We start from the raw sequence: 24,699 nt of genomic DNA, 5'->3' as shown, positions 1-24,699 counted from the left end.
GTAGATGGCGATTCGTTGCCGCTATCGCCGTTTCGGCTAACGATCGACGATTGCTGATCGATCAGGGACGTGCCTCGATGTGCTGCTATTCCGGGGGCGATGATCGATTCGTGACGATAGCGGTGATACGATATGGAGTACAGATGATTCATATCGCCGACGAACGCTCATGCAAATGAACCGCTTCGGCCAATACCGCAGCCGAAAACGGCGCGTTATCCGGATTGCGGGACTGTGTCCGACCAACCGCTATCCCGTGAACAGTTTCCTGGTTTCAAGGACAGATTGGGGCAAGGGCCCCGCATATTTGGGCGTGAACCGAATGGAAACCATCCGAAATCAGGTCAGATGTCATTTGCCGTTTCACGATGCTGAGCAACACGCGTGCGGGGACCCGCAACCTCCGGAGCATGCGCGTCATCGGGAAAATCCAGCCAGAGCAGGCGTGTGGGGAAAAGCAGGGGTGAGACGACATAGCAGTCGCTTTCCTGCATCCCGGAAGCGATTGCACACCATGCGCTCCAGGGTTGACCCAGTGCGTGCAAGAAATGGCGACGTAGTCAGTCCTGCGAGTCGACTGAGGGCGGCAAATAGGCAGGCATGAAGGCCAGCCATTCAAGCAACCCAAAAGGCGGATAATTTCCCTGGCACCGCGTGAGTGTCTGCATACTGAAGCGCCGCTCCCAGGACAGGCGCCATCCCAACAGGGCAATCGACTGGGCAGCGGTATTGCGGTCGCACAGCAACAATCCGAATTCGGGCGAATGGCGAACGGAGACGGCTTCTGGCCGTACAGACTGGATTGAACGCGCCAAGCGGCGCGCACGATTTTCCCGAATCTTCCTGTAAACGGCGTACAACATGATGCATGTGTGGTCGACGTGTGGTCAGTCGGCTACCCAGGCGCAGCGGGCCGGCGGGCACATTGACGGACGAGAGTCGCCCCCGCTTTGTGCACTGGCGCCAGGGTACCGGATAGGCAAGGCGCGCCTGTCAGACCGTCGTTGGCGTGCCCACGACGGGTTCCAGTCCCGCGTCGGGACCCGGATGGTGCGTTAATTTAACATAATACAATTTGTTTAATTTTTCAATTTGTTATCCTAAATTATTGATTGAAAGACGTGGACTCCGGTGCCATTCGTGAGTGACTTCATCGTCTGATTGCTAGACGGCAGGGGAGGGCGCTCTTGAGCGAACATCACGCCATTAACGATGCGACAATGGTTCCCTTCTGAAAGCACCCGAAGGAGCGCTGATGACCGATATCACCTGTGACCGGTGCGGAGCGCTTACGCCACCACACGATGTTGTCAGCGTCGCTTCGTCGGATGGCCCCTTCCGCTTGCTCTGTAGCCGCTGTTTCAACACCGGGATGGCGCATCTTGCGGAGATTCGCGCCTTCGATCATCCGCAGTTCACGCCCATGCGTCTGGCAGATGCGGATGGCGTCGCACACGAGTTCCATTTTCGCAGCCTCCTGTTCGGCGACCAGCTTTCACTGGAGGCATTCGAGTCAGGCACCCACGAGGAGGACTGCGCAGGTTTCCGTTTCCAGCTTCTCGGCGATCTGCAGTCGGATCCTTTCGAGCTCCTGGGTGAGTTGGTGCAGAAGATCAAGCGCTGCCTGGCCGTCAGGCACATGGTCGAGCGCTCCGGCCGCCTAGAGGTAGCCGGAACGACGGTCCGTGGACGAATTGAATCGGGCGGGAACGACGACGGCCGCATGCCCTGTGTGGTCATTGACGGCAGGCGGGTCGACTGGACCGACTTTGGGAGGATGTTGATGGCGTTCGAAGGGTGGCAGTTCCGGATCGAGCTGGTCGACCCGAGTGACGAGGCATAAGGACTGTCGCCTCGCGTCCAACACCGAACGGGCGAAGTGCCGGAGATTTTGCAGACAGTGTCTGCAGAATTCGGCCGCCTACGCGTCCATTGCCCGGCTCTCCCCGAGCTATGCTCACGCTTCATCCCGGCAGAGCGGTTCGAACCTGACATTGCTGGACCAGCAAGTTCCCGTCCTCCAAGGCATCCGGAATCAACGCGAAGTGCGCGCTACCGGCAGGCCGCGAGTCAACGACACGGCGCCCGAACCACCCGACAACCTTATCGCCGTCCATCACCCACTGTGCTTTCGATTGATAGCCCGATCCCGCCACTCGGACTGCAGTGACTGCGGGCGTCAAACGACCGGACTCACGATGGTCGCCGTCGTGCGCGCCGCGAGAATGCGCCGGATGGTCGCCAGGGACTGTTCCGCCACCGGACTCGGGCTCTGCCGCTGCGGCAAACGAAACTCGGGAGTTTTAACGCCCAGCTGCCTGCAGACTGCGGAAAGGTACGGTTTGCCTGATCCCACGCATCGTGCGACGGCGGCAGCAAAGGCTGCGTCGCCGACATGCCGGCGCAGCCATTCGAGCGTTTGACGGTCCTTTTCGTTATAGACCCTGACCAGATGCTCCATTGTCGCCTCCCGAGAGGACTGTATAAAAACACAGTTACCTGTAAATTTATACAGGTTTTAAGCTGGTTGCAACCACTGGTGATCGGCTATGAGAGACGACTGCCGTGCCACGTCCCCGCGGCATGACCTTAGCGGTGGGCGGTAACGAGAATATGAAATGGGCTCGCGCAGCCATCGCCCAGCTCCGTGAGTGACAGACGCGCGTGTGCATCGCCAGTCGAGGATGCTGCCAGGCACAGACGACGAACTACGGTCGGCCTCTTGCCGGTAAACGCGAGGGAATTATCCTTGCGAATAGCTTACAATCTCATAAAATGATTGTTCTTCCTTCGATTCGCCCACACCGCACCTCATCGGAGTCACGCATGCGACTGACCATCCTGATCAAGTGTCCCGAGTGGACCGTCAATCCCGACTTTGCGCTGGTCTGGCTCGACACCAGGGAAAAGCGCTGGTCGCGTGAATCGCATCAAGGCGTGGACCTGCCGGCCTGGGGCGAGCTCCAGGAATCCGATGGCCAGACAGTGCTCTGCGCGCCAGCGAGCGACCGGCCGCTCTGCACGATCAGCGGCCTCAGCGTGACGCGACGCCAGGAGATCAGCGCAACGCAGGGTCAGGCAATCTGGCCGTCCAGCGTCGTGCAGACGCAGAGGCCGGGCCACTGGCGCCTTCAGGCGGTGGATCACGAGTCGATAGTGGCGGCCGATTCCCTGTTTGCCGGCCACCGCGAACTGCGCTCACGCAGGCATTGAACCCCGGGGCGGCCGGGACCGGGATGTCTCCGATGACCAGTCGCGATGCCGCCGGTGGATGCCGGCGGCGAAAGCCGGGTACCGCTCCGTGCGTGCCCAATTCGGGAATTTGCCACGTGGGCCAAAGGTATTGGCAGGTTGGCTCACCTGACGGCTGAAACCGAAAAATGAACGATCGCTTACTGTCCCGGCCAGATATAGATGTCGTATATGTAGCCCTTACGATTCTACCCAGCACGCTGGATGTCGAGCGCGGAATCGATAGGGGCCGGAAATATGACGATCGCGAAGCGGCCGGCGAGCAGCGGCCTGGCGCAAAGCGCCGATGACTTTATCTCGCGCGCACCAGACGCGGCCCACGCGCCGACGGCGGCTCTGTCTGGCGTGAGCCCTTGCCGAAGGGGCGTATCGGCGCTTCGCTTTCCTCGGCCAGGATTTCGAGCGGCAGGCCGATCGTCTCGATGCCCATCACGGCCTCGGAGAGCGCGGCGACGCCGAACGACAGTGCGCCGGGCGTGAATTTGAGGGAGTAGTGCGCGCGAAGACTGACTACCGCCGCGGGGCTTCCCGTGCGTCGCAGTAAAAACTCAGGGTATCGTCATGCTTGATCTTGACGTGCCATTCTCCAACGCAGTATCTGGCGTCGGAGAACTTCTCCCGCCATCGATGTGAGAGCTTGCCGATCCAGGCACGCGCTTGCGATGGCATCTGCGGCGAGGCTGTCATCTTCTGCAGCATCTGCAGATGACCGGGATCTCCCCAGTGCGGGCTGGCTGTGACATGCGCGTTCCAGACAAGCACCACGAGCTTGTATATCTCACGCACCGCGGCGATCGGCGTGTCTTCGGTAATGGCCTCGGACAGAAGTGGCTCACCGAAGTCCAGAATCGTCTCGGAGATCTTGCGTTCGGTGTTGCCCGTGCTTGCCTTGTTCATCGTTTCGTTCCGTTGATGCGCGAGCGCACAGTCCATTGCCGGCTCGCCGAGCGCGCGACCGGCAAGGACGACGTCCAGGCCACGGTCGATGTTGATCCGGCCGCTCCGAAGGACTTCCAGTCGCAGGGGGCCAATTCCTCGATCCGGTTGATTGGGTGGTCGTTGATCCGCCCGAGCACGTCGGCCAGATGGTCGTCCGGGTTGACATCGTTGGCCCGGCAGGTCGCCAGCACGCTGTAGAACACTGTCCTTGCCCCCCGGCTCGGGGCCAAAGAAAAATGATGCTTGCGACTGCGCATTATTCCTGCCCACGTTTACGCAGCGCAAGGCGTTTTCGGCGAGTTACCGGAACGACGGTCCGTGGACGAATCGGGTGGCACGACAACGACCGCATGCTGTATGTGGTCATTGACGGGCGGGCGACTGGAACGACTTTCAACAGTACAGCCCCAGGACTGCGAGATTATCGATCTCTGTTCCATTTGGGATAAAATAAAATCTCAAATGGAACAGGAGGGAAGCCATGCCGGCCATGGAAAAGCACCCAGCCACCGCCCGCAAGGCGCCGCAGGCCCTCAGGGCTCGTGCTGGTACGCGGGCCGCTGCGAAGCCGGCCCGGCGGGCAGCGCCCGCTGCGGCGGTGGCGACGATTCATCTTTTCGATTTTCCGCGCGTCTACCAGGCGTCAGGCATGGAGCGCATTTCCGTCATCCGGCATGGTGTGTCCGCGCGCGACGTGGGCGAGATGGCCGCACGGATGAAGACGTCGCAGGACGAGCTGATCCGGAGGCTGGGCCTGAAGCGGACGACAGTCGCGCGAAAATCCCAGTCGGCCAGCAAACTCTCCGCTGACCAGAGCGAGCGCATGGTCGGCCTGTCCAAGCTGATCGGACAGGCGCAGACGATCGTTGAGCAGTCGGGCGAATCGAAAGGATTTGACGCTGCCGAGTGGCTGGAACAGTGGTTGTCGCACCCCAATCCCGCCTTGGGCGGCGCACTGCCTGCGGATTTTCTCGACACGATCGAGGGCCAGGAATTGTTGGGGACGCTGATCGCACAGATGCAGAGCGGGGCTTACGCATGACGGCCCACGTCTGGCGGATCGCGACGGACACGCCGGACTACACGGCAGACGATATGACCGGGGAGGGCGCGAAGCGCACCGGAGGTCGGTGGAACCGGCCCGGCAAGCCGGTTCTCTACACCGCGGAAAACCGGTCGCTCGCCTGTCTCGAGACGCTCGTGCATCTGGGCGGGGCGCTGCCGCTGAACCGTTACCTCGTCCGCATCGACATTGCGGATGCCGTCTGGCGGCGGGCGCAGAAGCTTGACCACACGGCGGCGCCGATTGGCTGGGACGCCATTCCCAAGGGCAAGGCAAGCCTCGACTACGGTGACGCGTGGCTTACAGCGAATACGAGCGCGCTGCTGCTTGTTCCTTCCGCGATCGTGCCGGAAGAGTTCAATGTTCTGATCAATCCATCGCACAAGGACATCGCGCGCGTGAAGGCAACGAAGATGCGCCGCTGGAGCTACGACGCGCGGATCTGGTGACGCGGGTTGCCGTCGGCGCCCATGGCGTGGGCGCCACGAAGGCGTCAGCTGGACGGTCTCCCGTTTCAGAGGATCTTCAGGTTCCGGATTTTTCCGATCGAGGGTGAGCGCTCCGCGATCAGGTTCGCGATGAATTCCGGCAGCAGCGCGCGGGGCACGTTGGCCGGCACATCGGCGATGACCTGCGATGGTACGTGCACGATAAATTCTTCTGGCGCAGAGGCGAGACTGTGTTCGTAGCTGACGCGGATTTTCATGGCTTGTTCTGCTGCGAGACGATAAAGAAGGATCTGGGAAGCTGCCTCTTATGCCGTCGCTGGCGTGGCGATGCCTGCCAGAGATCCAGCGTCGCGGGGCCTGTCCGCGCGTGACATCTGGCCGCCAGGCATCGTCGCGGCTTCACGGGATTCCTGCATTGCGTCGCGCGGGCGGGTACCAGACGTGCCGCCAGGAAGTTTCCGCTGATGGGCGAAGTTTCGTCCCCGCGACAAAGCATACCGCCCGTGGCTTCCTGGCGGCTGACGCGGGTCCGCACGGGCGACCGGTGTTAATTATAGCGTTGCACCCCATCAAAAACTTCGATAAATTGTATTATGTTAAATTATTCCGGCGCCTTAATGATCTACGTGCGTTTGCCGTTGAACAGACGGCAAAGTGGCGCGCTGGCACGAGAAGCTAGCGCGCACGCACGCGACCTTCAACGCAACGACTGAAGGCGTTCTGCAACTTCAACTGATGCCGTGCGCGGAAGTTCTACCCCGGCGGCCTGCGGTGATCTGACGACGAATGCCGGGTGCTACGTGCTTTCAAGCAGACCGAGCAACAGAGCCCGGTGCACCGCATGCTTGCGCGAGCTGGCGTCAAGCTTGCCGAACAGGTTCTTCAGATGCCACTTCACCGTTCCTTCCCCGATGGCTGCAGCGACGGCGATTTCCTTATTCGAGAAATTACGCGCCAGCAGCTCCAGAATCTCTCGCTCCTTCGGCGTCAGTACGATGCTCGGCACTGCGCGTGGTGGCCTTGTTAAGTTTGGGGGGACGGGTTCAATGGTACGATAACGTAAGGTTTCCTTATTGATATGCTTGCGAGGATTGCAAGCCTGCCCAGTCGTACCATGTGGACAATCTCGCCTTGAGTTGTTCCCGATGGCGGGCCGCTTTCATCCGGTGTCGGGGCAAGGCGAAGTACTGACGGATCGAACCGAAGCGCGACAGGAATACCTGCGTGCGACGTGGATCACGGAAACCCTGCATCTGGCGCTCACGCCGACGGGTGGGCTGTTAACTATTTTCGGCGCGGTTGTTCACCCGGGCCGAGGCCTTCACGAAAACGTGCTTTACGCCGGAGAGCTCCGGCACCTCCGCCTTCGCTGCCGGATAGCTGCGCAGCTGATCAGTGACGATTTTCCTGGGTACCGGGTAGGAGCGTAGCATCTTCGTGAAAAAGCGTTTGGCTGCTGCCTTGTTGCGGCGCTTTTGTAGCAGCACATCCAGTTCAGCACCGTGCTCATCGACTGCACGCCACAGCACGTATGGTTCACCACGCAGCTTCAACATCAGTTCATCGAGGTGCCAGGTCGAGCCCGGCGCGCCGCGCCCGGCTTTCGCACGGCGTGCAAACTGAGCACCAAACCGGTCACACCAGTTGCGTACCGACTCATAGCTGACGCTCACGCCGCGCTCGAACAGCAGTTCCTCGATGTCGCGCAGGCTCAGGTTGAAACGGTGATACCAGCGCACCGCGCAGCTAATGACTGCTGCCGGGAAACGGAAACCGTGATAGGGCGACTTGATCTCCTTCATGTCCACATTCTACTGCGCGCTCAACTTGACATTGCCCAGTTGCCCATTTCATGTAGATGAAGTTCGATCCCCAGATGAGGCCGAGTGCGACATGCGTGGCATAGGCACGAAGCATGATATCCGCCAGAAGTTGGTACTGCTCACTTACCCGAGCCTTCGACCCGGTTGAAAATCGATGCGAGTCCGTCCTGCAAGCCCGCCGCCCCACCATGCCGACGAAAGATGTCGAACATCTGATCGTTTAGACCACCTGGAGTCGTGTGTTCATGCCGCAAGTCCGTAAAGGACTTCGCATCCGACGTCATCATGGTTCGAGACAACCCGTGAACGAGGTGCTTGAGATACTCGCCCGCGTGTTCGCGTTCCAGCCCTTCTCCAACTAGCCAGTCCTCACAAATTTCCAGCATGCCGAAGTAGGTTCCCATCAATGCGCTGGCGACCGCAACCAGATCGAATTGAGCACGCTCGCGGCACTGAATCAATGGTCCCAGACTCGAGAACAGGTCCGCAACCCGGGCATCAGGCGGAAAAATGGCTGTCATGCCTTGAAGATCGGCTACGGTGGGCAACGGAATCGCCCGTGTGATTTTCGCCGGTACGCGAATCCACTCCGCAAGCGTCTCGTGGCGCAAAGTGGCGATGAGGCTCACGACGTGCTGATCGGGCCGAAACTGCAATGCGGTGATGACTTCCTCGCTGATTTGCGGTCGGACTGCCAGAAAAACCATATCGGAAGCATCCACGACGTCCAGGTTGTCCCGACCTATGCGTATCAACGGAGACATACCTGCGAGTCGGGACGCGACCTGAACATTCCTGGGCGAAACGACAATTCTGGAGATATCGGATCTTGACTTCAAGAGTGCTGTAACCACTGCTTCCGTGATGACACCGGAACCGACAAAGCCGAGCTTCATTGCGACGCCCCGACAAAAAAATCCGGTCATCCCGGATGTAGCCCACGATTCGAATCAGGATGGACTGCAGTGCCATCGACAGTAAAGCGCACTGCCCAGTAGGCGAATCACCTCCGAAGCAGCGCGCCTGCGACATTGCCGTACGCGCTAGATCACCGCCCGCTCCATCAATGGCGCGTTGCGTTCCAGCCGGTCATAGGAGAATGGCGAAAGATCCAGGGTGCGATACCCACCGTAAGTGATGAGTTCCGACACGCCGCGCCCCATTGCAGGTGCCTGCTGACTGCCGTGGCCCGAGAAGCCGTTGACGAACAGAAAGTTCTTCACCTGCGAGTGCGGGCCGACAATTGCGTTTCGGTCAAAGGTGTTGAATTCGTAGTGGCCCACCCACGAGTCGACGATTTTGACGTCCGCAAACTGCGGGATGCGGTTGACGAGAATCGGGAAGAGCTTCTTTTCCCAAATCCCAGCTTCGTACGAGAAATCTTCATAGCCGACGGCCGGATCGGCTTCATCAAGCGGAGGACAACCGATAAGATAGTTGCGTCCCTCGGTGCGGAAATGGACACCACTCGGATCAATGGTCAACGGCAAATCACGGTGCAGCGGCTTTTCCGCTGAGAAAATGTACGTATATCGACGACGCGGTTCGATCGGCACGTCGACCCCTGCCATCTGCGCCACCAGCTGTGCGCGCGGACCGGCCGCATTGACAACCATACCTGCTCCAACCAATTCACCCGAACGCAGGCGCACCGTCTCGACCTGGCTCGCGGATCGGTTCATCGAGGTCACTTCGTTGGTGATGTACTCCACACCGTTCTCTCGAGCCTTGTTGCGCCACCAGTTCACCATCGCTGGTGCATCGAAATAGCCCTCATCGACAACATTAAGGCTGCCAGCCACGATGTCATCGAGCTTGTAGAAGGAATATTCCGCACGGATTTCCTCGGGTGTCACCATGCGGGTGCCCGCACCCGCCGAGGCCTGCAACTTCTGATCACGGCGCAGAATTCCGGCAAAGTCCTCGTTATTGGCCAGGTACAGGTAGCCGAAATTCTGAATCGGGATGTCCGGCACTGCTGGATCACCGCCCAAATTAGTACGGAAATTCTTGACAAATTCGGCCGCGTATTGAGCGATATGGACATTAATCTCGGTCGCGAACTGCTGGCGCATGCAGTTGTTACTGGCAGCGGTTGACGTCCACTGGTAAGACGGGTCCCGCTCGACGACGAGAATAGAACCCTTAAAGTCCTCATTGCTCGACAAATACCACGCGACAGCCGACCCCATGCTGGCGCCGCCGACAATGACCACATCGTAGTGCTTTCGCAAAGGCTTCGATTCTATACTTGGCAGAGGTTTCATATTGATAAGCATGACGTAATATATTAAATGAACGCAGGCTGGAACAGAACTCTGGACTGAGCGACAATCCTGGATACGTTCAGAAGAACCCGCGAATGCTCGCGAGATGGCTCCACCGAGTTACGAACCATCCACACCGCGGACCAACGGAGGACACCTTGGCGTCCTCGAACAAACTGATCACCGCTCGAGGCAGTGCCGAACACGCGTGCCGGCCCGAGGTCCAGCACCCGAAGGCGATATCAGCGCGACCCGGTAGCCGGTCTTCACGAGTTCCCTTGCAATCGCTGTGCCCTTGCCTATGCCGGCCGTCTTCACAACCGCCAATTTTTCTACAGCCATCTTCGCCTCCTCAGCTTCCGCGGAAAACGCCCAAAAAATCGTATGCATGACTGCAATATAGGGCGATACAATGTCACTGTCGAACGATGATTTCTCTCAACTGACAGTAGAATTTCTACAGCATGGATCCACGGAAGCCCCGCTCCTTTCCGCCCCTGAATGCATTGCGCGCGTTTGAGGCGGCAGCGCGCACCCTCAACTTCCGGCTGGCTGCCGAGGAAATTGGTGTCACGCAGGGTGCGGTTGCCCAACAGGTGCGGCATCTCGAAGATGTCCTGTCAATTCAGCTCTTCGAGCGCCTGCCTCGCGGACTTGCTCTGACCGCGGATGGGCTTGCGTATTTTTCTGCGGTCCAGCGTGCACTGAATATCATCCTGGACGCCACAGCGGCACTCAATCGCCGCTCGTCGACACTCACTATCAGCACAACGCCGTCTTTCGCTTCGAAATGGCTAATCCCGCGGCTGTCCGAATTTAGCCAGTCCTATCCGGATACCGAAGTTCGCATCATCGCCGATGAAAAGCTGTGCACCTTCAAGGGCGATGGTATCGACATCGCAATTCGTCTCTGCAAGCCGCCTTTCGGCAAGGGGCTTACGGGTGATCTCCTGTTTCCTCTCGATATCTTCGCGGTCGCCAGTCCCTCGCTGCTTGACGGACCCAAGCCTCTGAACAACTCGGCAGACCTGGGAAAACACGTTCTGCTCCACGATGCGCATGACTTGTGGCCTGAATTTCTCAAGGCGCTGAAACTCTCGGGGAAAGTTGACCCAGCCAAAGGACCACGCTTTAATCAGTCTTCGCTTGCGATTGACGCGGCTGTCGCGGGCCAGGGCATCGCCCTGACAAGCGAACCTTTGGTCGAACGGGACGTAACGGCAGGTCGGCTACGCCGAATATTTGATTTTTCGTTCCCGCTCTCGCTGGGCTTCTACGTTGTTTACCCCAACGAATCGCCCGATTCGGATGCAAAGCAGGCAATTCTGGCGTGGCTGTTCGCGCAACGCGAAAAGGATACGCAAAACCACGGCACAAAGTCGCTGCGTATCTAAGTTCCACGCCAAATCCGCCGGCCCTGATAATCGCCCGATCGATAACGCGAGCGAGCGAACTACCAGGTAATAGCCCTCGCCGGCAAACGTACAGTTTCGGGCACGATTGTTGAAATACAGCCAGGGGGTAGCCGGGCAAAATCACCGACGGACTCCTACCGGCTCCGTCGGCGATGCACGCGGTTACTTCGTGCCAACGTCCTCATCGACGGCCATTACGCGCGTCACACGGCACACATCCGTGAACGCCCTTTTAACGCTGCATACCCGCGTCACGCAGTCTATGATCAGCGCCGGACTGGAAGTATTCCATGCGCCACAAGCAGTGCTGTTTCTCTGGGAAAAATTGCCGATTCGCCCTGAAGACAGCATCACGGTGACAAACAAAGGATTAGCCAGGGGTATCTGGCTCGCGCCCGGCTCATACTTCCGTCCGGGTGCGCCGGCATCCGAATGGTTCCGGTTCAACGCGGCAACGTCCGACGTCCCTGAACTGTGGGAGTTTATGAAGGGTTCTGCCAGCGGTTGAGCGACCCGCAACGAACGGAAAGTAAACTTGGAGCAACCAGGGCTGGCATCGGCAACTCAGAGAATTGCCATCGACTCGGTCATGTTCTGGCGCATGTAGTCAAGGAACCGCTTCTGGAACAGCATCGTGTGTTCGTGCGCTGCGCTCTCAGCCGCATTGGCATCCTTGCGAACAATTGCATCAATCAATTCCTCGTGGTCACGCCCGAGTTTCGACGCCGTCGGCGAGGTGACCGTAAAGTCGAAGTGTAGATGCAGCAACCGTTGGCCCTCTCCCAGAAGTCGCTCGTAGTACCCAATGAAGTAGGGATTGTTCGCGGCGTGCGCGATAGTCATGTGCAGGGCCTTGTTCGTCTCAGACATCGCCTGAAAGTCCCCGCTCTCGACCGCTTCCATGTATACATCATCCGCCTTGCGGATGCGCGCAAGGTCAGCCTCAGTACGATGCTGTGCTGCGAGCCGGCTCACTGCACGCTGGATAAGGTCCAGCGCCGAAATGTACTTCGGGAACTCCTCAATTTCGAATGGCGTGACGAGCGTCGTGCGATTCGGGAGGATAGTTACGAGGCCCTCGCTGATCAGGCGAGCAAGTGCATCGCGCACAGGCGAACGAGAAAGCCCGAACTGGGCCGCAAGCGAAACCTCGTCCAGTGGAGCACCGGGTTTGAGCTGCAGCGTCAGAATCTGCTTTCTCAACTCCTCGTAAATGTATCGACCGCCATGGCGACGGCCACCGGTGTCGCTCTCCGTCATTCCTTTGCTCATCATGTCACCGCCTTCGTCGAGGGCCCGAAAAGACGGGCGCGCATTCAAGTTTATCATTGCGCGCTCCCCACCTCAGGCTTTCGGAAATCCCGAGCCCCACGTATCGCTGAGCATGAACCCGGCCGCCAACGGGTCATCGGGGTCGACTCCGATCTGCTGGATGCCATACACCCACGCCCGCCCCTGCACTCGCGGCAGGACCGCGGTGCGGCCGCCGACCTCGGTCTTTCCAAGCATCTCCACGGAGAATTCGCCCCCAATTGTGGAACGGGATTTCAGCTTGCTCCCGACGTCCGCCCGCCCCCGAGCCGCGAGCGTCGCGAGATTGGCCGAGCTTCCGGTGCCGCAGGGGGAACGGTCCACACGGCCGGGCGGCAATGTCGTGCACGTCTGATAGACGTCGTCGCTGATACGATTGCGGAACATCACGTAGGCGACTTCGTTAATCTGCGGGTAGAGAGGATGCTGTACCCGTACCTGCTGATTGATGACGTCTTTCAGCGCCACTCCCAGCTCGGCCAGCTCCCGCGCATTCTCCGGGGCAATCGTCAGGCCTACCTGCCCGACGTCGATGAGCGCGTAATAGACACCACCGAAAGCGACATCAGCTCGGATCTCTCCAAACTGGGTAGTCTTGATGCCGAGGTCAAGGTGCTCGACAAAGGACGGCACCATATCGAGCGAGACGCCGATGCAGCGTCCGTCCCTGCACGTTGCCCGGGCCGTCACGAGGCCCGCCGGCATGTCCAGAACGACAGTCGTTTCTGGCTCCTGCATCTCGACCATCCCGAGCTCCAGCAGCGCGGTCACGACGCAGATGGCGTTGCTACCCGACATGGGATGTGCCTTGTCCGCCTGAAGCACGATGAAACCAGCATGGGCTTCCGGGCGGGTCGGTGGTAGCAACAGATTGACCGACATCTGAAGGCAACCACGCGGCTCGAGCACGACCAGCCGACGCAGGCTGTCGTCGACCTCGTTGATGTAGTTCATTTTGTCGAGCATGGTCTCGCCGGGGATGCCGATAACCCCTCCCGTGATGACCTTGCCAATCTCGCCTTCGCAATGCACGTCCACGAGCTGAAGCGTTTTGTTCCACCGCATGACTCACCCCGCCTTTACTTGATGTACCAGCCCCACGGCTTGTCACTCTCGTAGCGCGTAATCTGCTTCGTTTCCAGATAGTTGTTGAGTCCCCACTCCCCGAGCTCGCGACCGATGCCACTCTGCTTGTAACCGCCCCAGGGCGCTTCGGTGAACGTGGGCTGCGAACAGTTGATCCAGACGATGCCTGCACGAAGCGCTCGCGCGACTCGCTCGCACCGCTCGCTATCCCGCGACATCACCGCGGCGCCAAGACCGAAGCGCGAGTCATTCGCCGAACGCACCGCTTCGGCTTCACTGTCGAACGGTCTGATGCAGACAACGGGGCCGAAGATTTCTTCTCGCCAGACCCAGCTGTCTTCGGGAACATCGGCAAATACGACTGGTTCCATGAAGTAGCCGCGCTCGAGATGTGCCGGGCGTCCGCCGCCCGTAACAAGTCGCGCGCCTTCCGACTTGCCGCGCTCGACCGCTTCGAGCACCTTGTCGTACTGTCCCTTACTGACAAGCGGACCCAGCAGGACGCCTTCTTCAAGGCCGTTGCCAATGGTGATTTGGCGCGTTTCCTCAGCCAGTCGCTGAAGCAGGCGCTCGTATATGCAGCGTTGCACGAGTACGCGCGATGTGGCTGAGCAAACCTCGCCCTGGTTCCAGAAGATGCCGAACATGATCCATTCGACCGCCGCATCGATGTCGCTGTCGTCAAAGACAATGAAAGGCGACTTGCCGCCCAGTTCGAGACTCACGTTCTTGATATCGCGCGCGGCGGCCTGCATGATGCGGCTGCCGGTTGGCACGCTGCCCGTGAACGCGAGCTTGTCGATGTCCGGGTGCTCGCTTAGCGGGGCACCCGCGTCCTTGCCGAGTCCGGTCACGATGTTGAGCACGCCCGGCGGAAGGTCTGCCGCGGTTGCGATGTCGCCAAGTTCGAGCGCCGTCAACGGGGTAAGCTCCGACGGCTTCAGGACCATCGTGCATCCCGCTGCCAGCGCCGGCGCAACTTTCCATGCCGCCATGAGCAAGGGAAAATTCCAGGGAATGATTGCGCCAGCCACGCCTACGGGCTCTTTGCGCGCAACCGAGCTGAAGCGGTCATCCGGAAGCACGACTGGCTTTTCGGTGTCGTCATCCAGTTTCTCTGCGAGGCCGGCATAGTACTCGAAACACCCCGCCGCATCGCCCAGGTCCCAGAGCGCCTCAGGGAGCGGCTTGCCGTTGTCGCGCACTTCAATCTCAGCAAGCTCCTGCAGACGGTCACGGATGCCCTTGCCGATCCTGCGAAGCACCGCGGCCCGTTCCGCTCCACTCATGCGCGGCCACGGACCATTGTCGAATGCCTTGCGGGCTGCCGTCACAGCGAGGTCTACGTCCTCGGCTGTCGCAGCAGCAACACTTGCGATGACCTTCCCGGTGCTCGGGTCAATCGTATCGAAGGTGCCTCCTTTGACAGGAGAGACCCATCGGCCATCAATGTAGAGCAGGTCATAAGATTTCATGAATTCTGGTTCCTTCAGAAGAAGCGGTAAGCACTGAACGGTGTGAGGTCCTGCTTCGTCTGGCGCCCGGCAGCCATGTCAGCAATCAGGCGGCCAGTTGTTGCGCCAAGCGTCAACCCAAGCTGTCCGTGCCCGAAGGCCATCAGAACGTTTTGAAGCCGCCGGGAACGGTCGATGATTGGCTTGGTGTCGGGCAGGAAGGGGCGATAGCCCACGCCGTATTCGACAGCACCCGTTTGCAGTTCCGGCAAGACGCGTTTCGCCTTTTCGAGGATGATGTCGGCACGCTTGAAGTTGGGCTTTGCGTCATGGCCGGCAAACTCGATGGTTCCGCCAATCTGAAGGCCGCGCGTCATGGGGCTAAAGCAGAAGCCGCCATCGGCATAGATGGTCGAGTGTCGAATTTCGACGCCGGGGTTCTTCACCACGGCCTGGTAGCCCGCGATGCCTTCCAAAGGCACGCTGACGCCCAGCGCGCCGAAAAAGCGCCGGGAACCGGTGCCCGCTGCAACGACCACGACGCTGGCTGGCAAACGCTGCGCATCAGCCAGCGTTACGCCGGTCGCTCGCCCATGCGCCTCCTCGATGCGAACAACTTCGGTACGCACACGCCGGCCTCCCTGCGCAACAAAACTCTCCGTGAGCGCGGCGATAAAGCCTTCCGTATCGCTCACGGCCCGCCAATCGGGAAAGAGCAAACCATGTGCGAACCGCCCCGCCAATGCAGGCTCAAGGTCGCCAATTTCCCTCGCGTTCAGCCGCTGCGACTTGAAGCCGAGCGATGTCCGCAAATCAAGGTGCGACTGTTCGTGGGTTATCCCCGCCGGATTATCGAACACCTCGAGAATCGGGCGCTCCCCCATCAACGCCTTGTCCTCACAGGCGTCGAGCAGCGGGGCGTAGTCCGCGTAGACTTCGTGTGTCAGCGTTGCCATCGCCTGAGCGATGTCGACAATCTTCGAGTGACGCGCGCACATCAGAAAGCGGAAAAACCAGGGGATGATTCCTGGCAAGGCACTCGGGCGCAGGGCCAGCGGTCCTTTCTGGTCCATCAACCAGCCTGGTACTTTCATGAGGATGCCAGGCTTCGAGAGCGGAATGACTTCGCTGACCGCCATCTGTCCACAGCTCCACTTGGCTGTGCTGTTGCCGGGAGCCTCAGGATCGACCAGAGTGACGGAGTAACCGCTACGTTGCAGATAGAGCGCGCAGCAGACGCCAACGATACCGCCACCGATGACAACGGCCGATTCCTTGGGCGCACCGCCCCGGTTTGCCATTACGGATTCGCGAGGAACAGCGTTCACCTGGAGAACTCCTGAAGGTCAAAACCATGCGCATACGGTTGTTCGTCGTCAACGATGTGCTCCGCGCGCCCGGTAATCCAGGCACGGCCTTCGACGCTGGGCAGCACCGCTTCGAGCCCGTTATTGAGCTTCGTCGTCGATTCAACGCGTCCGATGAAAGAGCTGCCAATCAGGCTCTTGTGGGTAAAAGTCTGACCTTGACCCAGAAGCCCCCTGGCATAGCGCTGCGCCACGCGAGCTGACGTTCCGGTCCCACACGGTGAACGATCAATCAGACTTTCGCCCGCAATCACAACCGCACGTGCATCAGCATTGCCCGACACGGGAGCACCGGTCCACATACAGTGCTTTATTCCACGAATCAGTGGGTTGTCAGGGTGCACCACATCGAACGTCTCGTTCACCGCAGCCTGCATCTGGCGCCCCCACTCGAGCAACTCCTGCGGCGTGAAATGCTCGCAGCCGGGGAAATTGGGCTGGACCTCGACTATCGGATAGAAGTTTCCGCCGTAGGCTATATCGATGGTGAGCTTGCCGAACCTGGGATGCACGACTTCCACGTCACGATGCAACAAAAAGCTTGGAACATTCGTGAAGCGCACGGACGTGACACGGGTACCGTCCGTTTCATAGCGGGCAGTGAGTTGCCCGGCCGGCACATCCACCACGACGGTACCGGGCAACTTAGGCTGGACGAGACCCGCCTCGAGCGCAAACGAGATGGACCCGATGGACGCATGTCCGCACATCGGCAGGCAACCTGAAGTCTCGATGAAGAGCAGGCTCATATCCGACCCGGGCGACTGGGGCGGATACAGGATGGTGCCCGACATGTGGGAGTGACCGCGCGGCTCGAGCATGAGCGCACGACGAACCCAGTCGCACTTCCTGACAAAATTCTCCCGACGCTCGCCCATCGACTGCCCCACGAGTTCCGGGCCGCCATTAATCACCATGCGCACCGGCATACCTTCGGTATGCCCTTCGATACATTCGAATCGATGTCTCGTCATTCTCGAGTTCTCAAAAAAAAAGGCACGCCGGCGTCGCGGTATACGCCGGCGCGCAAACTCTCAACCGTGTGCTGCTTCGAAAACGGCGCGGAACGCTGCCTTTTCCTCTTCGCTCAGTGGCTTCAGCGGCATGCGGGCCGAACCGACCTTGAAGCCAGCCAGTTCGCAGCCGTATTTCACCTTCTGAACAAACTTGCCTGCTTCCATCGTGGCCATGACGGGAAACAGCGAGCGCATCACGTCCTGACCACCGCGGATGTCGCCTGCGGTGAACTTGTTGTAGAAGTCGACGACCGGCTTGACGAAGCAGTTCGCCGGCCCGCAGATCCAGCTCGTCGCGCCCCACAGGAAGAAGTCGAGTGCCTGGTCGTCGGAGCCGCACGAAAGTTGGTAGTTGCCCTTGTACTTCTCGCCGATTTCGATGGCGCGAAGGAGGTTGCCGCTGCTTTCCTTGATGCCGACGACGCGCGGGTTGTCCTTGAACGCGTCGAGCACCTCAAAGCCGACTTCCACGTTCGTGCGGACCGGATAGTTATAGAGAATTACGTTCACATCCGGCACGGCTTCCAGAATCGCCGCGTAGTGGCCAACCAGTTCATCCTGCGAAGGCAGTGCGTAATACGGCGGAGCAATCAGGACGTTGGTAAAGCCCGCGTCGCGCACCAGCCGGGTTTGCTCGATGACTTCGCGCGTGCACGATCCATTCGCACCGCCGATGAGCGTGCCGCGGTCACCCACGACTTCAAGCACAGTCTTCAGGATTGCGCGGCGCTCATCGTGCGTGAGCGCGTAATATTCGCCCGTCGACCCCAGGGGCACGAATCCGCTGACGCCTGCCTTGAGCTGAAACTCGAGGATGGACGCAAGCGTGTCATGGTCGACTGCGCCCGACGCGTTGAACGGCGTCACGAGCGCCGGCAGGATACCTTTCATCTGCATTTGTTTCTCCACTTCACGAAGGAATGGTTGGGGTTATCAGGCAAAACGCCTGAGCAATTTCGATTCGACCACGCCGACCAGACGCGTCAGCGGGAAAGCGACCAGGAAGTAAATCATCGCGACGGTCGTCAGGAATTCAACTGGCCGCGCCGTGCTGTTGGAGATGCTCTGCCCGACGAACATCAAGTCCGCGACACCCACCGATGAGATGAGCGCGCTCTCCTTGAAGAGACTCACGACGTTCGAGAGCAACGGCGGGATAGCTCGCAACAACGCCTGCGGAAAAATCACGTACAGAATCTTCGCTTGCGGCGTGAGACTGAGAGCGATGCACGCATCGTGTTGCTCGGACGAGATGGACTTGAGCGCTCCCCGAAAGGTCTCGCTCGTAATGGCCGCCATGTACAGCGTCAGTGAGATGACCACTGACAGGTACGGCGGAATCGGAAGCCTGAAGACAACCGGAAAGCAGAAAAATACCCAAAATAGCTGGATGAGCAAAGGCGTACCCCTGAAGAACTCAACGTAAAGCGTCGTCGCCGTCTTCATCCACCGCGATGGAGACATGCGCAGCAGACTGAGGACAAACCCCGCGAGGCTTCCGATGACAGCACAGCTGCTGGTAAATGCAAGCGTGAGACCCAGGCCCTTGAGCAAGACAAGCCAGTAAGGCAGCACTGAGGAAAAATCGAGATTCATGGTCTTCTCCTCAGCGCTGGTGTGCCAGTTCCTGACGACGCTCAATCACATGGACGAGCCTCGCAATCGGGAGGGAAAGCGCGAAGTAAATGAGTGCGACAAGGGTGTAGGTCTCAAGGGGACGATAGGCCTGAGTTGCAAGACTCTTGGCGACATACATCAGGTCCGCAACCGCAACAATGGCGACCAGTGCACTTTGCTGGAGGCTCCCAATGCCATTGGTCATCAGCACAGGCATCGCGCTGCGCAGCGCCTGAGGCAGAACAACGTAGAGGGTCCGCTGCCATGGCTTCAGTCCGAGCGCAACGCAGGCGTCGAGATGTTCTTTCGGTACGGCCTGAACGCCAGCGCGGTAGGCTTCTGCGTTGAATGCGGTCAGATTCAGACCCAGCGCCAATACGCCCATCACGATGGGGTCGACGAACACGTTGACCATCATGGGAATACAGTAGAAGAACCAGACGATCTGGAGCAACGCAGGCGTGCAGCGAAAGAACTCGATGAACAGCTGCGCAGGCCAGCGCACGAAGGTCCAACGGCTCATCACCAGCAGGCACAGCAGGAAGCCAAGCGTGAGGCCCATGATGTTCGAGGCAACTGCGAGCACGATGCTGACTTTGAGCCCCGCAAGCAGGGCTCCAAAGCTCCCTTCCAGGAAGCGGAAGTCAAACTGATAGTTCATGGTCGGCCTCAGTCGAGATGCAGGACTTTCTCGAGGAACTCCCGTGTGCGGGCTTCCTTCGGGCACTTGAACATTTCGGCAGGAGCGCCCTGCTCGACGATTTTTCCGCCTGCGCAAAAGACGACGCGCGTCGCAATATCGCGAGCGAAGTGCATGTCGTGTGTCACGATAATCATCGCCATCTTTTGCTCGGCGAGTTGAAGCATCACGTTCTGCACTTCAATGACCATCTCGGGGTCAAGCGCCGACGTCACCTCGTCGAAAAGCATCAGCTTCGGTTCAAGCATCAACGCTCGTGCGATGGCCACTCGCTGCTTCTGACCACCGGAGAGCTGGCTGGGATACGCGTGAAGCTTGCTTTCCAGACCGAGACGGGCCAGATACATGCGGGCGCGTTCGGTCGCCTCCGCCTTCGATACACCCGCCACTTTCATCGGCGCGAGGATGAGATTACTGAGAACCGAGAGATGCGGAAAAAGGGTGTAGTGTTGAAACACCATGCCAATCTGCTTTTGCAGCCTGGTGTCGATACGTTTGGACCGCCCGGAATCCGCACCGTAGATATAAGGCTTCCCCTGGAAGCCAATCTCTCCACCCTGGATGCCCTCGAGACCCATCATCACGCGCAGAAGTGAGCTTTTGCCGCTTCCGCTCGGACCGATGATGACCAGGCGGTCATCCGCTCGCATGTCGAGACTCATGTGGTCCATGACGACGAGGTTTTCGCCGTAGCGCTTATAGACATTTCGGAACTGCACGAAGTCGCCTATCGTGGACTGCGAGAACGTAAAGGCCGTTGGCGGGACGTTGGGCCGGTCAGCCGTGGTTTGCGGTGACAACATGAAATCTCTCCAGCGAAACGCGCCCAGCGGGCGCGCGATGTGTGAATCGAATCTGACGTTGGTCGGTTGGGCCGTATCCCTCGAGCCGCCGCGCCTGCGCTGTCTCAAGCCAGCAGGCTGGCAAACCACCCATCGCTGCTATCACCAGGCTGCGGCTTCTGTCTGGACACAATTCTGTGTGTTTAAATGTGTGCAACGATGCACACATAATAGAAGGCCGAAAATGGGGCTGTCAACGATTGATTGGCTATTTCGAGGGAAAACACGGAGGCTGGTTGGGCCTGGCCGGAGCGTGACTGGCTGTAGAAGGCAGTGCTTATAGCGTGACCGGGCTCTGCGCAGACGCGGGGACAGCAGCAATTGTCAGAGCTGCACTCAGAATCGCCTTGTTCATTAGGTCTCCAAATTTAATTGGGTAAACAGCCGCTTTTATTTGGCCTCTTGCTTTTACAACGGACGGGCAGCGGCTCGTGAACATAGCCGTCCAGCAGGGACGGTGCTGCCGCCAGGCGTTGCCCATCCAGACTGCGCCAGAATGCTTACTTGTTGCCCACAAGCATTGCCTGAACGGATGTCTTGATGAGGCGGTTCACTGCGCCAGACTTCACCTGCGCGCTGAGGTAGTCGTTGAGGACGGCGAGGTCCGCCTTGGGTGCGTCTTTTCTCACCGCGAATGACACACCCTGCTCTGCGAGCGGGGGATTGGGTTCGATGGTGACAGCCCAATCCGGGTGTCCTTGAGTGAGGAGCATGTTGCTGATGCTTTCATCTGCAAGAAGGTCTGCACGCTTCGACATCAGCGCGAGCCGTGTCTCATCGCTGCCGGGCATTCGCGTGATTTGAGCCTGCTTGATGGCGGCGGAAATGGCCTTGTCCATGGACGTCCCTGACATGACGGCAATAGTCATACCGGGTTTGTCGATATCGGCAAGGCTATGTGCCCCCTTCGGAATCTTCGGATTGCTCTTGTTGTAGACCAGCGACACGCTGGACTCAGTCGCCGGAACAGAAAACGCCACGGCTTTCTCGCGCTCGGGCGTATCGTTGAGCGCCATCGAAAGGTCCCACTTGTCCGACTGCAGGCCGGCGACGATGTTGTCCCACGTCGTATCGACGAATTCGACTTTCACCTTCAGCACGTTCTGCCCAAAGTTGCGGCAAAGGTCAGCAAAGAAGCCGCTGAATTCGCCGGTCTTCGCATCACGCATCACATAGGGCGGCGCAACAGCTGCACCGCAACGCAGGACACCAGCCTTTTTCACGCTCTGCCATGTATTCGTATCGTCGGCGTGCGATGGCGCGCTGGCCACCACGCAACCGGCGGCGAGAGTGCTTACAAAGATATGACGGATGAAACGAGACAGCCTGACCATAATGACCTCTCCTTTAGGGGTAATCCCGTAGTCAATCTAAATTAACACCACACATTACTGTGTGCTTTGATGTGTGCATGCTTGTATGCATACTAAAGAGTCAAAATTTGTGATGTCAACCACGCGATTGCCCTGGGTTTGCCGGAACCATGGAGAGAATCCGCGCAATGCGTGTCAGGCCTGCGCTGCGTTAGCCCTTCACTGCGCGCATGAGGATCGGCAACGGCACAATCCGTTGTTGGCGTGGCAGTGTTTTAGCGAGGAACGGAGCACGTGAGCGCCAGTAGCGAGAACAGAAGCTCGATCGTGCGAATTCTCGCGAATTGTTCGCCCCATAAGAGCGCCAACTAGGCACTCGTCGGCCGCGGCAATGATTCCTCCCTGTCGCCACAATCAGGGACAGGTGGCCGTCTGCCACATCGATGTTGAACCCGCGTGCCGCAGCGCGCCCCGCTGCAGTTCAACGGAACTCACGAGCCGGTAGCAAGACATCGCACGTACAAGCGCGTACCGCTGATTGCCTACCCGGAAGATCAGCGGGAGGCGCACCCGGGCACGCGTTCAGAATTGCCCTGTGACGAAATACGCATCAAGCCTGGTTAATTTCGAATACGCCCTCGATTTCTAGCGGCGAATTAAGCGGCAATGCTGACACGCCTATCGCGGATCGCGCATGTTTGCCCTTTTCGCCCAGAATCTTCACGAGAAAATCCGAAGCTCCATTGACAACGGCGGGCTGATCGTAGAACCCCGGGACGCATGCGACGAATGCCGAGAGTCTGACAACTCGGGAGAGAAGATTCAAATCACCTGTTGCGGCCTTCACTTGCGCCAGCATATTGATCGCGCAAATCTCAGCCAAAGCTTTCCCCCGCTCGACATCGACCTCATGGCCAAGCAATCCAGTGGTCTCGAGCTTGTTGTTCACGAACGGTAGTGAGCCTGCCAGGAAAAGCAGGTTACCAGTTCGCACAAACGGGACGTAATTTGCGGCCGGCCGGGGTGCTTCTGGCAGAACAATGCCGTTTTCCTTCAGGCGCTTTTCAATATCGTATTGCATACTGCCTCCATGTGTACGGGAATTTTGCACATCCACGCGGGTGTCATTCGCCCGGGTTTCCGCTGGTACTCCGGTATACATCTTTGTCTCGCGGAATGGCTGCACCCGCCCGTATTCGCGTGTGCCAGTATCAAAAGAGAGGGGCAAGCCCCCTCTTCACACAGACTTCAGGCAAGCCATTGCGGCATCCCCTGCCCGTAGCTTTACGCCAGGCAGAATTCGCTCCCGACGGCTTGCATAACCAAACCGCGCTATGGCCGGCGCCCCGTTACAGACCCCGCACAATCCCACCATCGACACGAATGTTCTGGCCAGTAATGTAGCCCGCTCCCTCCGACAACAGGAACGTCACCGTCTTCGCAATCTCCTGGGTCTTGCCAAAGCGACCGACAGGGATGCGCGCAACAATCTCAGGGGTTTCCGGCCAGCTGTCGATGAAGCCCGGCAAGACCGAGTTAATGCGAATGTTGTCTTTCGCGTAACGGTCAGCGTACAGGCGAGTGAACGAGCTAAGTGCGGCACGCAGCGCAGAGGAAACGGGCATAGCCTGTTCCGGTGCGTCTGCTGCAAAGCTCGAGATGTTGACCACCGCCCCGCCGCCTTGCTCCAGGAACACAGGCGTAACGCGACGCAACACGCGCGCCACATTCAATACGATCAGATCGAGCGCCGCGTGCCACTTGTCGTCCTCAATGGCGAGCAGGTCGCCTTTGGGCGGATGACCAGTATTGTTTACTACAGCGTCGATGCGACCATACTTGTCCAGAGTCGCGCGAACGAAACGGTCGATGTCAGCCTCGTCGGTTACCGAACCCGAAATACCAAAACCACCCAACTCATTCGCCAACTCTACGGCGCTACCAGACGGCGACATCAGCGCGACACGATAGCCATTCGACGCAAGTTCACGCGCGATCGCCGCGCCCATACCCTTACCAGCAGCGGTGACCAGCGCGACTTTTTCTACAGTCATCACAAACTCCCAAGAATGTGCACGGGGCACTACCACAGCGCCTCATTGCGTGCCACACTGGGACTCTATGACGCCAATCCGGCGTTGTCGAATGATTAATTCTCTACCATGACAGTAGAATTTCTACTGTCTTAATTGCACTCACGGAACACGCCCTTTACGGCTAGCGAACCGTAGAGTTCACGCGGAGGCGCTCCCTCTAGCCGAAAAAAAGCCCGACCAGGCCGGGCAAAGTTTCGAAGTACCTGGAAAATCCAACCAACCGGAAAGGAGGAATACACGCCTGAATTACACGACGTTCTTTTCGATAGAGGGGCGATTTTCCAGCACACGGTCCCAACTCAGTGAAGACAGGTCCAGGGTCGAGTACTTTCCGTTAATGATGAGCTCGCTGACACCACGCCCCGTCGCTGGACCTTGTTGCAGCCCATGCCCGCTGTATCCGTTCGCGAAAACACAGTTCTCGATCTCCGGATGGTAGCCAATGATGGCATTTTGATCGAGCACGTTGTACTCATAGTAGCCCGACCAACAATTTTCCACGCGCAGTGCTTCAAATCATGGCACACGATGGGCAAGCGTCGGCCATATGATTTCGTCAAAAATGTTGTGGTCGACATCGTCGAGCGGGAGGTCATTCGGATCGTTCTCTTCGTTGGGCGAGACGCCGGGGTTTTGTCGCATTAACGCGGTCAAGTAAAATCCGTCGACCGCAACGCATGACAAGCATG

Annotated in this window: 25 protein-coding genes and 3 pseudogenes; 6 read left to right on the top strand and 22 right to left on the bottom strand. The window is 58.9% G+C overall.

Annotated elements, in window-relative coordinates:
- The first annotated feature begins 1,255 nt into the window (after nt 1-1,255).
- On the top strand, nt 1,256-1,843 hold the full coding sequence (locus EYW47_RS39745) for a DUF7713 domain-containing protein (RefSeq protein ID WP_133200266.1): 588 nt from the start codon (nt 1,256-1,258) through the stop codon (nt 1,841-1,843).
- 336 nt (nt 1,844-2,179) lie between these two features.
- Here EYW47_RS39745 and EYW47_RS39740 read toward each other — a convergent pair whose 3' ends face one another.
- Entirely contained in the window at nt 2,180-2,461 is a 282-nt protein-coding gene (locus EYW47_RS39740; protein ID WP_133200265.1) for a CppA family protein, read from the bottom strand.
- 365 nt (nt 2,462-2,826) lie between these two features.
- Between EYW47_RS39740 and EYW47_RS39735 the strand changes: the two genes are divergently transcribed.
- Nucleotides 2,827-3,213 carry a DUF3564 family protein gene (locus tag EYW47_RS39735; RefSeq protein ID WP_133200264.1) on the top strand — a complete coding sequence of 129 codons (387 nt, stop codon included), beginning with the start codon at nt 2,827-2,829 and terminating at the stop codon, nt 3,211-3,213.
- Nucleotides 3,214-3,544: 331 nt separating this feature from the next.
- On the opposite strand, the gene EYW47_RS41240 is transcribed toward EYW47_RS39735, so the two are convergent.
- From EYW47_RS41240 to EYW47_RS39725, 3 genes are all read right to left on the bottom strand, one after another.
- Entirely contained in the window at nt 3,545-3,682 is a 138-nt protein-coding gene (locus EYW47_RS41240) for a hypothetical protein (RefSeq protein ID WP_165976818.1), read from the bottom strand.
- 80 nt (nt 3,683-3,762) lie between these two features.
- The gene (locus tag EYW47_RS39730) at nt 3,763-4,149 is read right to left on the bottom strand and encodes a hypothetical protein (RefSeq protein ID WP_133200263.1); all 387 of its coding nucleotides are present in this window, start codon (nt 4,147-4,149) and stop codon (nt 3,763-3,765) included.
- Nucleotides 4,146-4,394 (bottom strand): transposase domain-containing protein, encoded by a 249-nt coding sequence (locus EYW47_RS39725; protein ID WP_165976817.1) that lies wholly within the window; start codon nt 4,392-4,394, stop codon nt 4,146-4,148. The genes EYW47_RS39730 and EYW47_RS39725 overlap by 4 nt, the downstream gene beginning before the upstream one ends.
- Nucleotides 4,395-4,672: 278 nt before the next feature.
- Between EYW47_RS39725 and parS the strand changes: the two genes are divergently transcribed.
- Together parS and EYW47_RS39715 are read left to right on the top strand one after the other, a co-directional pair.
- Nucleotides 4,673-5,233 (top strand): type II RES/Xre toxin-antitoxin system antitoxin, encoded by a 561-nt coding sequence (gene parS, locus EYW47_RS42310; protein ID WP_133200261.1) that lies wholly within the window; start codon nt 4,673-4,675, stop codon nt 5,231-5,233.
- Nucleotides 5,230-5,703 (top strand): RES family NAD+ phosphorylase, encoded by a 474-nt coding sequence (locus EYW47_RS39715; protein ID WP_133200260.1) that lies wholly within the window; start codon nt 5,230-5,232, stop codon nt 5,701-5,703. The genes parS and EYW47_RS39715 overlap by 4 nt, the downstream gene beginning before the upstream one ends.
- A gap of 65 nt (nt 5,704-5,768) precedes the next feature.
- Here the strand turns inward: EYW47_RS39715 and EYW47_RS39710 are convergent, their stop codons facing one another.
- The 5 genes and pseudogenes from EYW47_RS39710 to EYW47_RS39690 form a co-directional block, all read right to left on the bottom strand.
- On the bottom strand, nt 5,769-5,960 hold the full coding sequence (locus EYW47_RS39710; RefSeq protein ID WP_133200259.1) for a hypothetical protein: 192 nt from the start codon (nt 5,958-5,960) through the stop codon (nt 5,769-5,771).
- 539 nt (nt 5,961-6,499) lie between these two features.
- Nucleotides 6,500-6,721 (bottom strand): annotated as a pseudogene (locus EYW47_RS39705) (response regulator transcription factor); the annotation flags it as partial.
- Nucleotides 6,722-6,773: 52 nt separating this feature from the next.
- Nucleotides 6,774-7,505: pseudogene (locus tag EYW47_RS39700) on the bottom strand (IS6 family transposase).
- Nucleotides 7,506-7,645: 140 nt separating this feature from the next.
- Nucleotides 7,646-8,422, bottom strand: a complete 777-nt coding sequence (locus EYW47_RS39695; RefSeq protein ID WP_133200257.1) for a pyrroline-5-carboxylate reductase — start codon at nt 8,420-8,422, stop codon at nt 7,646-7,648.
- A gap of 147 nt (nt 8,423-8,569) precedes the next feature.
- Nucleotides 8,570-9,760, bottom strand: coding sequence for an NAD(P)/FAD-dependent oxidoreductase (locus EYW47_RS39690; RefSeq protein WP_205710246.1), 1,191 nt, complete (start codon nt 9,758-9,760; stop codon nt 8,570-8,572).
- A 497-nt stretch (nt 9,761-10,257) separates the two neighbouring features.
- Between EYW47_RS39690 and EYW47_RS39680 the strand changes: the two genes are divergently transcribed.
- On the top strand, nt 10,258-11,187 hold the full coding sequence (locus tag EYW47_RS39680; RefSeq protein WP_133200255.1) for a LysR substrate-binding domain-containing protein: 930 nt from the start codon (nt 10,258-10,260) through the stop codon (nt 11,185-11,187).
- A 241-nt stretch (nt 11,188-11,428) separates the two neighbouring features.
- Nucleotides 11,429-11,716: a hypothetical protein gene (locus EYW47_RS39675; RefSeq protein ID WP_133200254.1), complete on the top strand. Its 288-nt coding sequence runs from the start codon at nt 11,429-11,431 to the stop codon at nt 11,714-11,716.
- 56 nt (nt 11,717-11,772) lie between these two features.
- Here EYW47_RS39675 and EYW47_RS39670 read toward each other — a convergent pair whose 3' ends face one another.
- The 13 genes and pseudogenes from EYW47_RS39670 to EYW47_RS39610 all read right to left on the bottom strand — a co-directional run.
- Nucleotides 11,773-12,537, bottom strand: coding sequence for a GntR family transcriptional regulator (locus EYW47_RS39670; protein WP_240764127.1), 765 nt, complete (start codon nt 12,535-12,537; stop codon nt 11,773-11,775).
- A gap of 15 nt (nt 12,538-12,552) precedes the next feature.
- Entirely contained in the window at nt 12,553-13,584 is a 1,032-nt protein-coding gene (locus tag EYW47_RS39665) for a proline racemase family protein (protein ID WP_133200253.1), read from the bottom strand.
- A gap of 14 nt (nt 13,585-13,598) precedes the next feature.
- Nucleotides 13,599-15,080, bottom strand: coding sequence for an aldehyde dehydrogenase family protein (locus EYW47_RS39660; RefSeq protein WP_133200252.1), 1,482 nt, complete (start codon nt 15,078-15,080; stop codon nt 13,599-13,601).
- Nucleotides 15,081-15,094: 14 nt separating this feature from the next.
- Nucleotides 15,095-16,360, bottom strand: coding sequence for an NAD(P)/FAD-dependent oxidoreductase (locus tag EYW47_RS39655; protein WP_133200267.1), 1,266 nt, complete (start codon nt 16,358-16,360; stop codon nt 15,095-15,097).
- Nucleotides 16,361-16,383: 23 nt separating this feature from the next.
- The gene (locus EYW47_RS39650; protein WP_133200251.1) at nt 16,384-17,400 is read right to left on the bottom strand and encodes a 4-hydroxyproline epimerase; all 1,017 of its coding nucleotides are present in this window, start codon (nt 17,398-17,400) and stop codon (nt 16,384-16,386) included.
- 60 nt (nt 17,401-17,460) lie between these two features.
- Nucleotides 17,461-18,339, bottom strand: coding sequence for a dihydrodipicolinate synthase family protein (locus EYW47_RS39645; RefSeq protein WP_133200250.1), 879 nt, complete (start codon nt 18,337-18,339; stop codon nt 17,461-17,463).
- Nucleotides 18,340-18,375: 36 nt separating this feature from the next.
- The gene (locus tag EYW47_RS39640) at nt 18,376-19,038 is read right to left on the bottom strand and encodes an amino acid ABC transporter permease (protein WP_133200249.1); all 663 of its coding nucleotides are present in this window, start codon (nt 19,036-19,038) and stop codon (nt 18,376-18,378) included.
- Nucleotides 19,039-19,048: 10 nt separating this feature from the next.
- Nucleotides 19,049-19,720 (bottom strand): amino acid ABC transporter permease, encoded by a 672-nt coding sequence (locus EYW47_RS39635; RefSeq protein ID WP_133200248.1) that lies wholly within the window; start codon nt 19,718-19,720, stop codon nt 19,049-19,051.
- An 8-nt stretch (nt 19,721-19,728) separates the two neighbouring features.
- Nucleotides 19,729-20,562: an amino acid ABC transporter ATP-binding protein gene (locus EYW47_RS39630; RefSeq protein WP_133200247.1), complete on the bottom strand. Its 834-nt coding sequence runs from the start codon at nt 20,560-20,562 to the stop codon at nt 19,729-19,731.
- Nucleotides 20,563-21,101: 539 nt separating this feature from the next.
- Complete coding sequence (locus EYW47_RS39625) at nt 21,102-21,935, bottom strand: substrate-binding periplasmic protein (RefSeq protein ID WP_133200246.1); 834 nt, start codon at nt 21,933-21,935, stop codon at nt 21,102-21,104.
- 589 nt (nt 21,936-22,524) lie between these two features.
- Complete coding sequence (locus tag EYW47_RS39620) at nt 22,525-22,995, bottom strand: RidA family protein (RefSeq protein ID WP_133200245.1); 471 nt, start codon at nt 22,993-22,995, stop codon at nt 22,525-22,527.
- A gap of 268 nt (nt 22,996-23,263) precedes the next feature.
- Nucleotides 23,264-23,968 carry an SDR family oxidoreductase gene (locus EYW47_RS39615; RefSeq protein ID WP_133200244.1) on the bottom strand — a complete coding sequence of 235 codons (705 nt, stop codon included), beginning with the start codon at nt 23,966-23,968 and terminating at the stop codon, nt 23,264-23,266.
- A 288-nt stretch (nt 23,969-24,256) separates the two neighbouring features.
- Nucleotides 24,257-24,637, bottom strand: a pseudogene (locus tag EYW47_RS39610) (NAD(P)/FAD-dependent oxidoreductase); the annotation flags it as partial.
- Nucleotides 24,638-24,699 lie beyond the last annotated feature (62 nt).

The organism is Paraburkholderia silviterrae (assembly GCF_004353915.1).
GTDB classification, from domain to species: domain Bacteria; phylum Pseudomonadota; class Gammaproteobacteria; order Burkholderiales; family Burkholderiaceae; genus Paraburkholderia; species Paraburkholderia silviterrae.
This window is presented reverse-complemented; position numbering and strand designations above follow the sequence as displayed.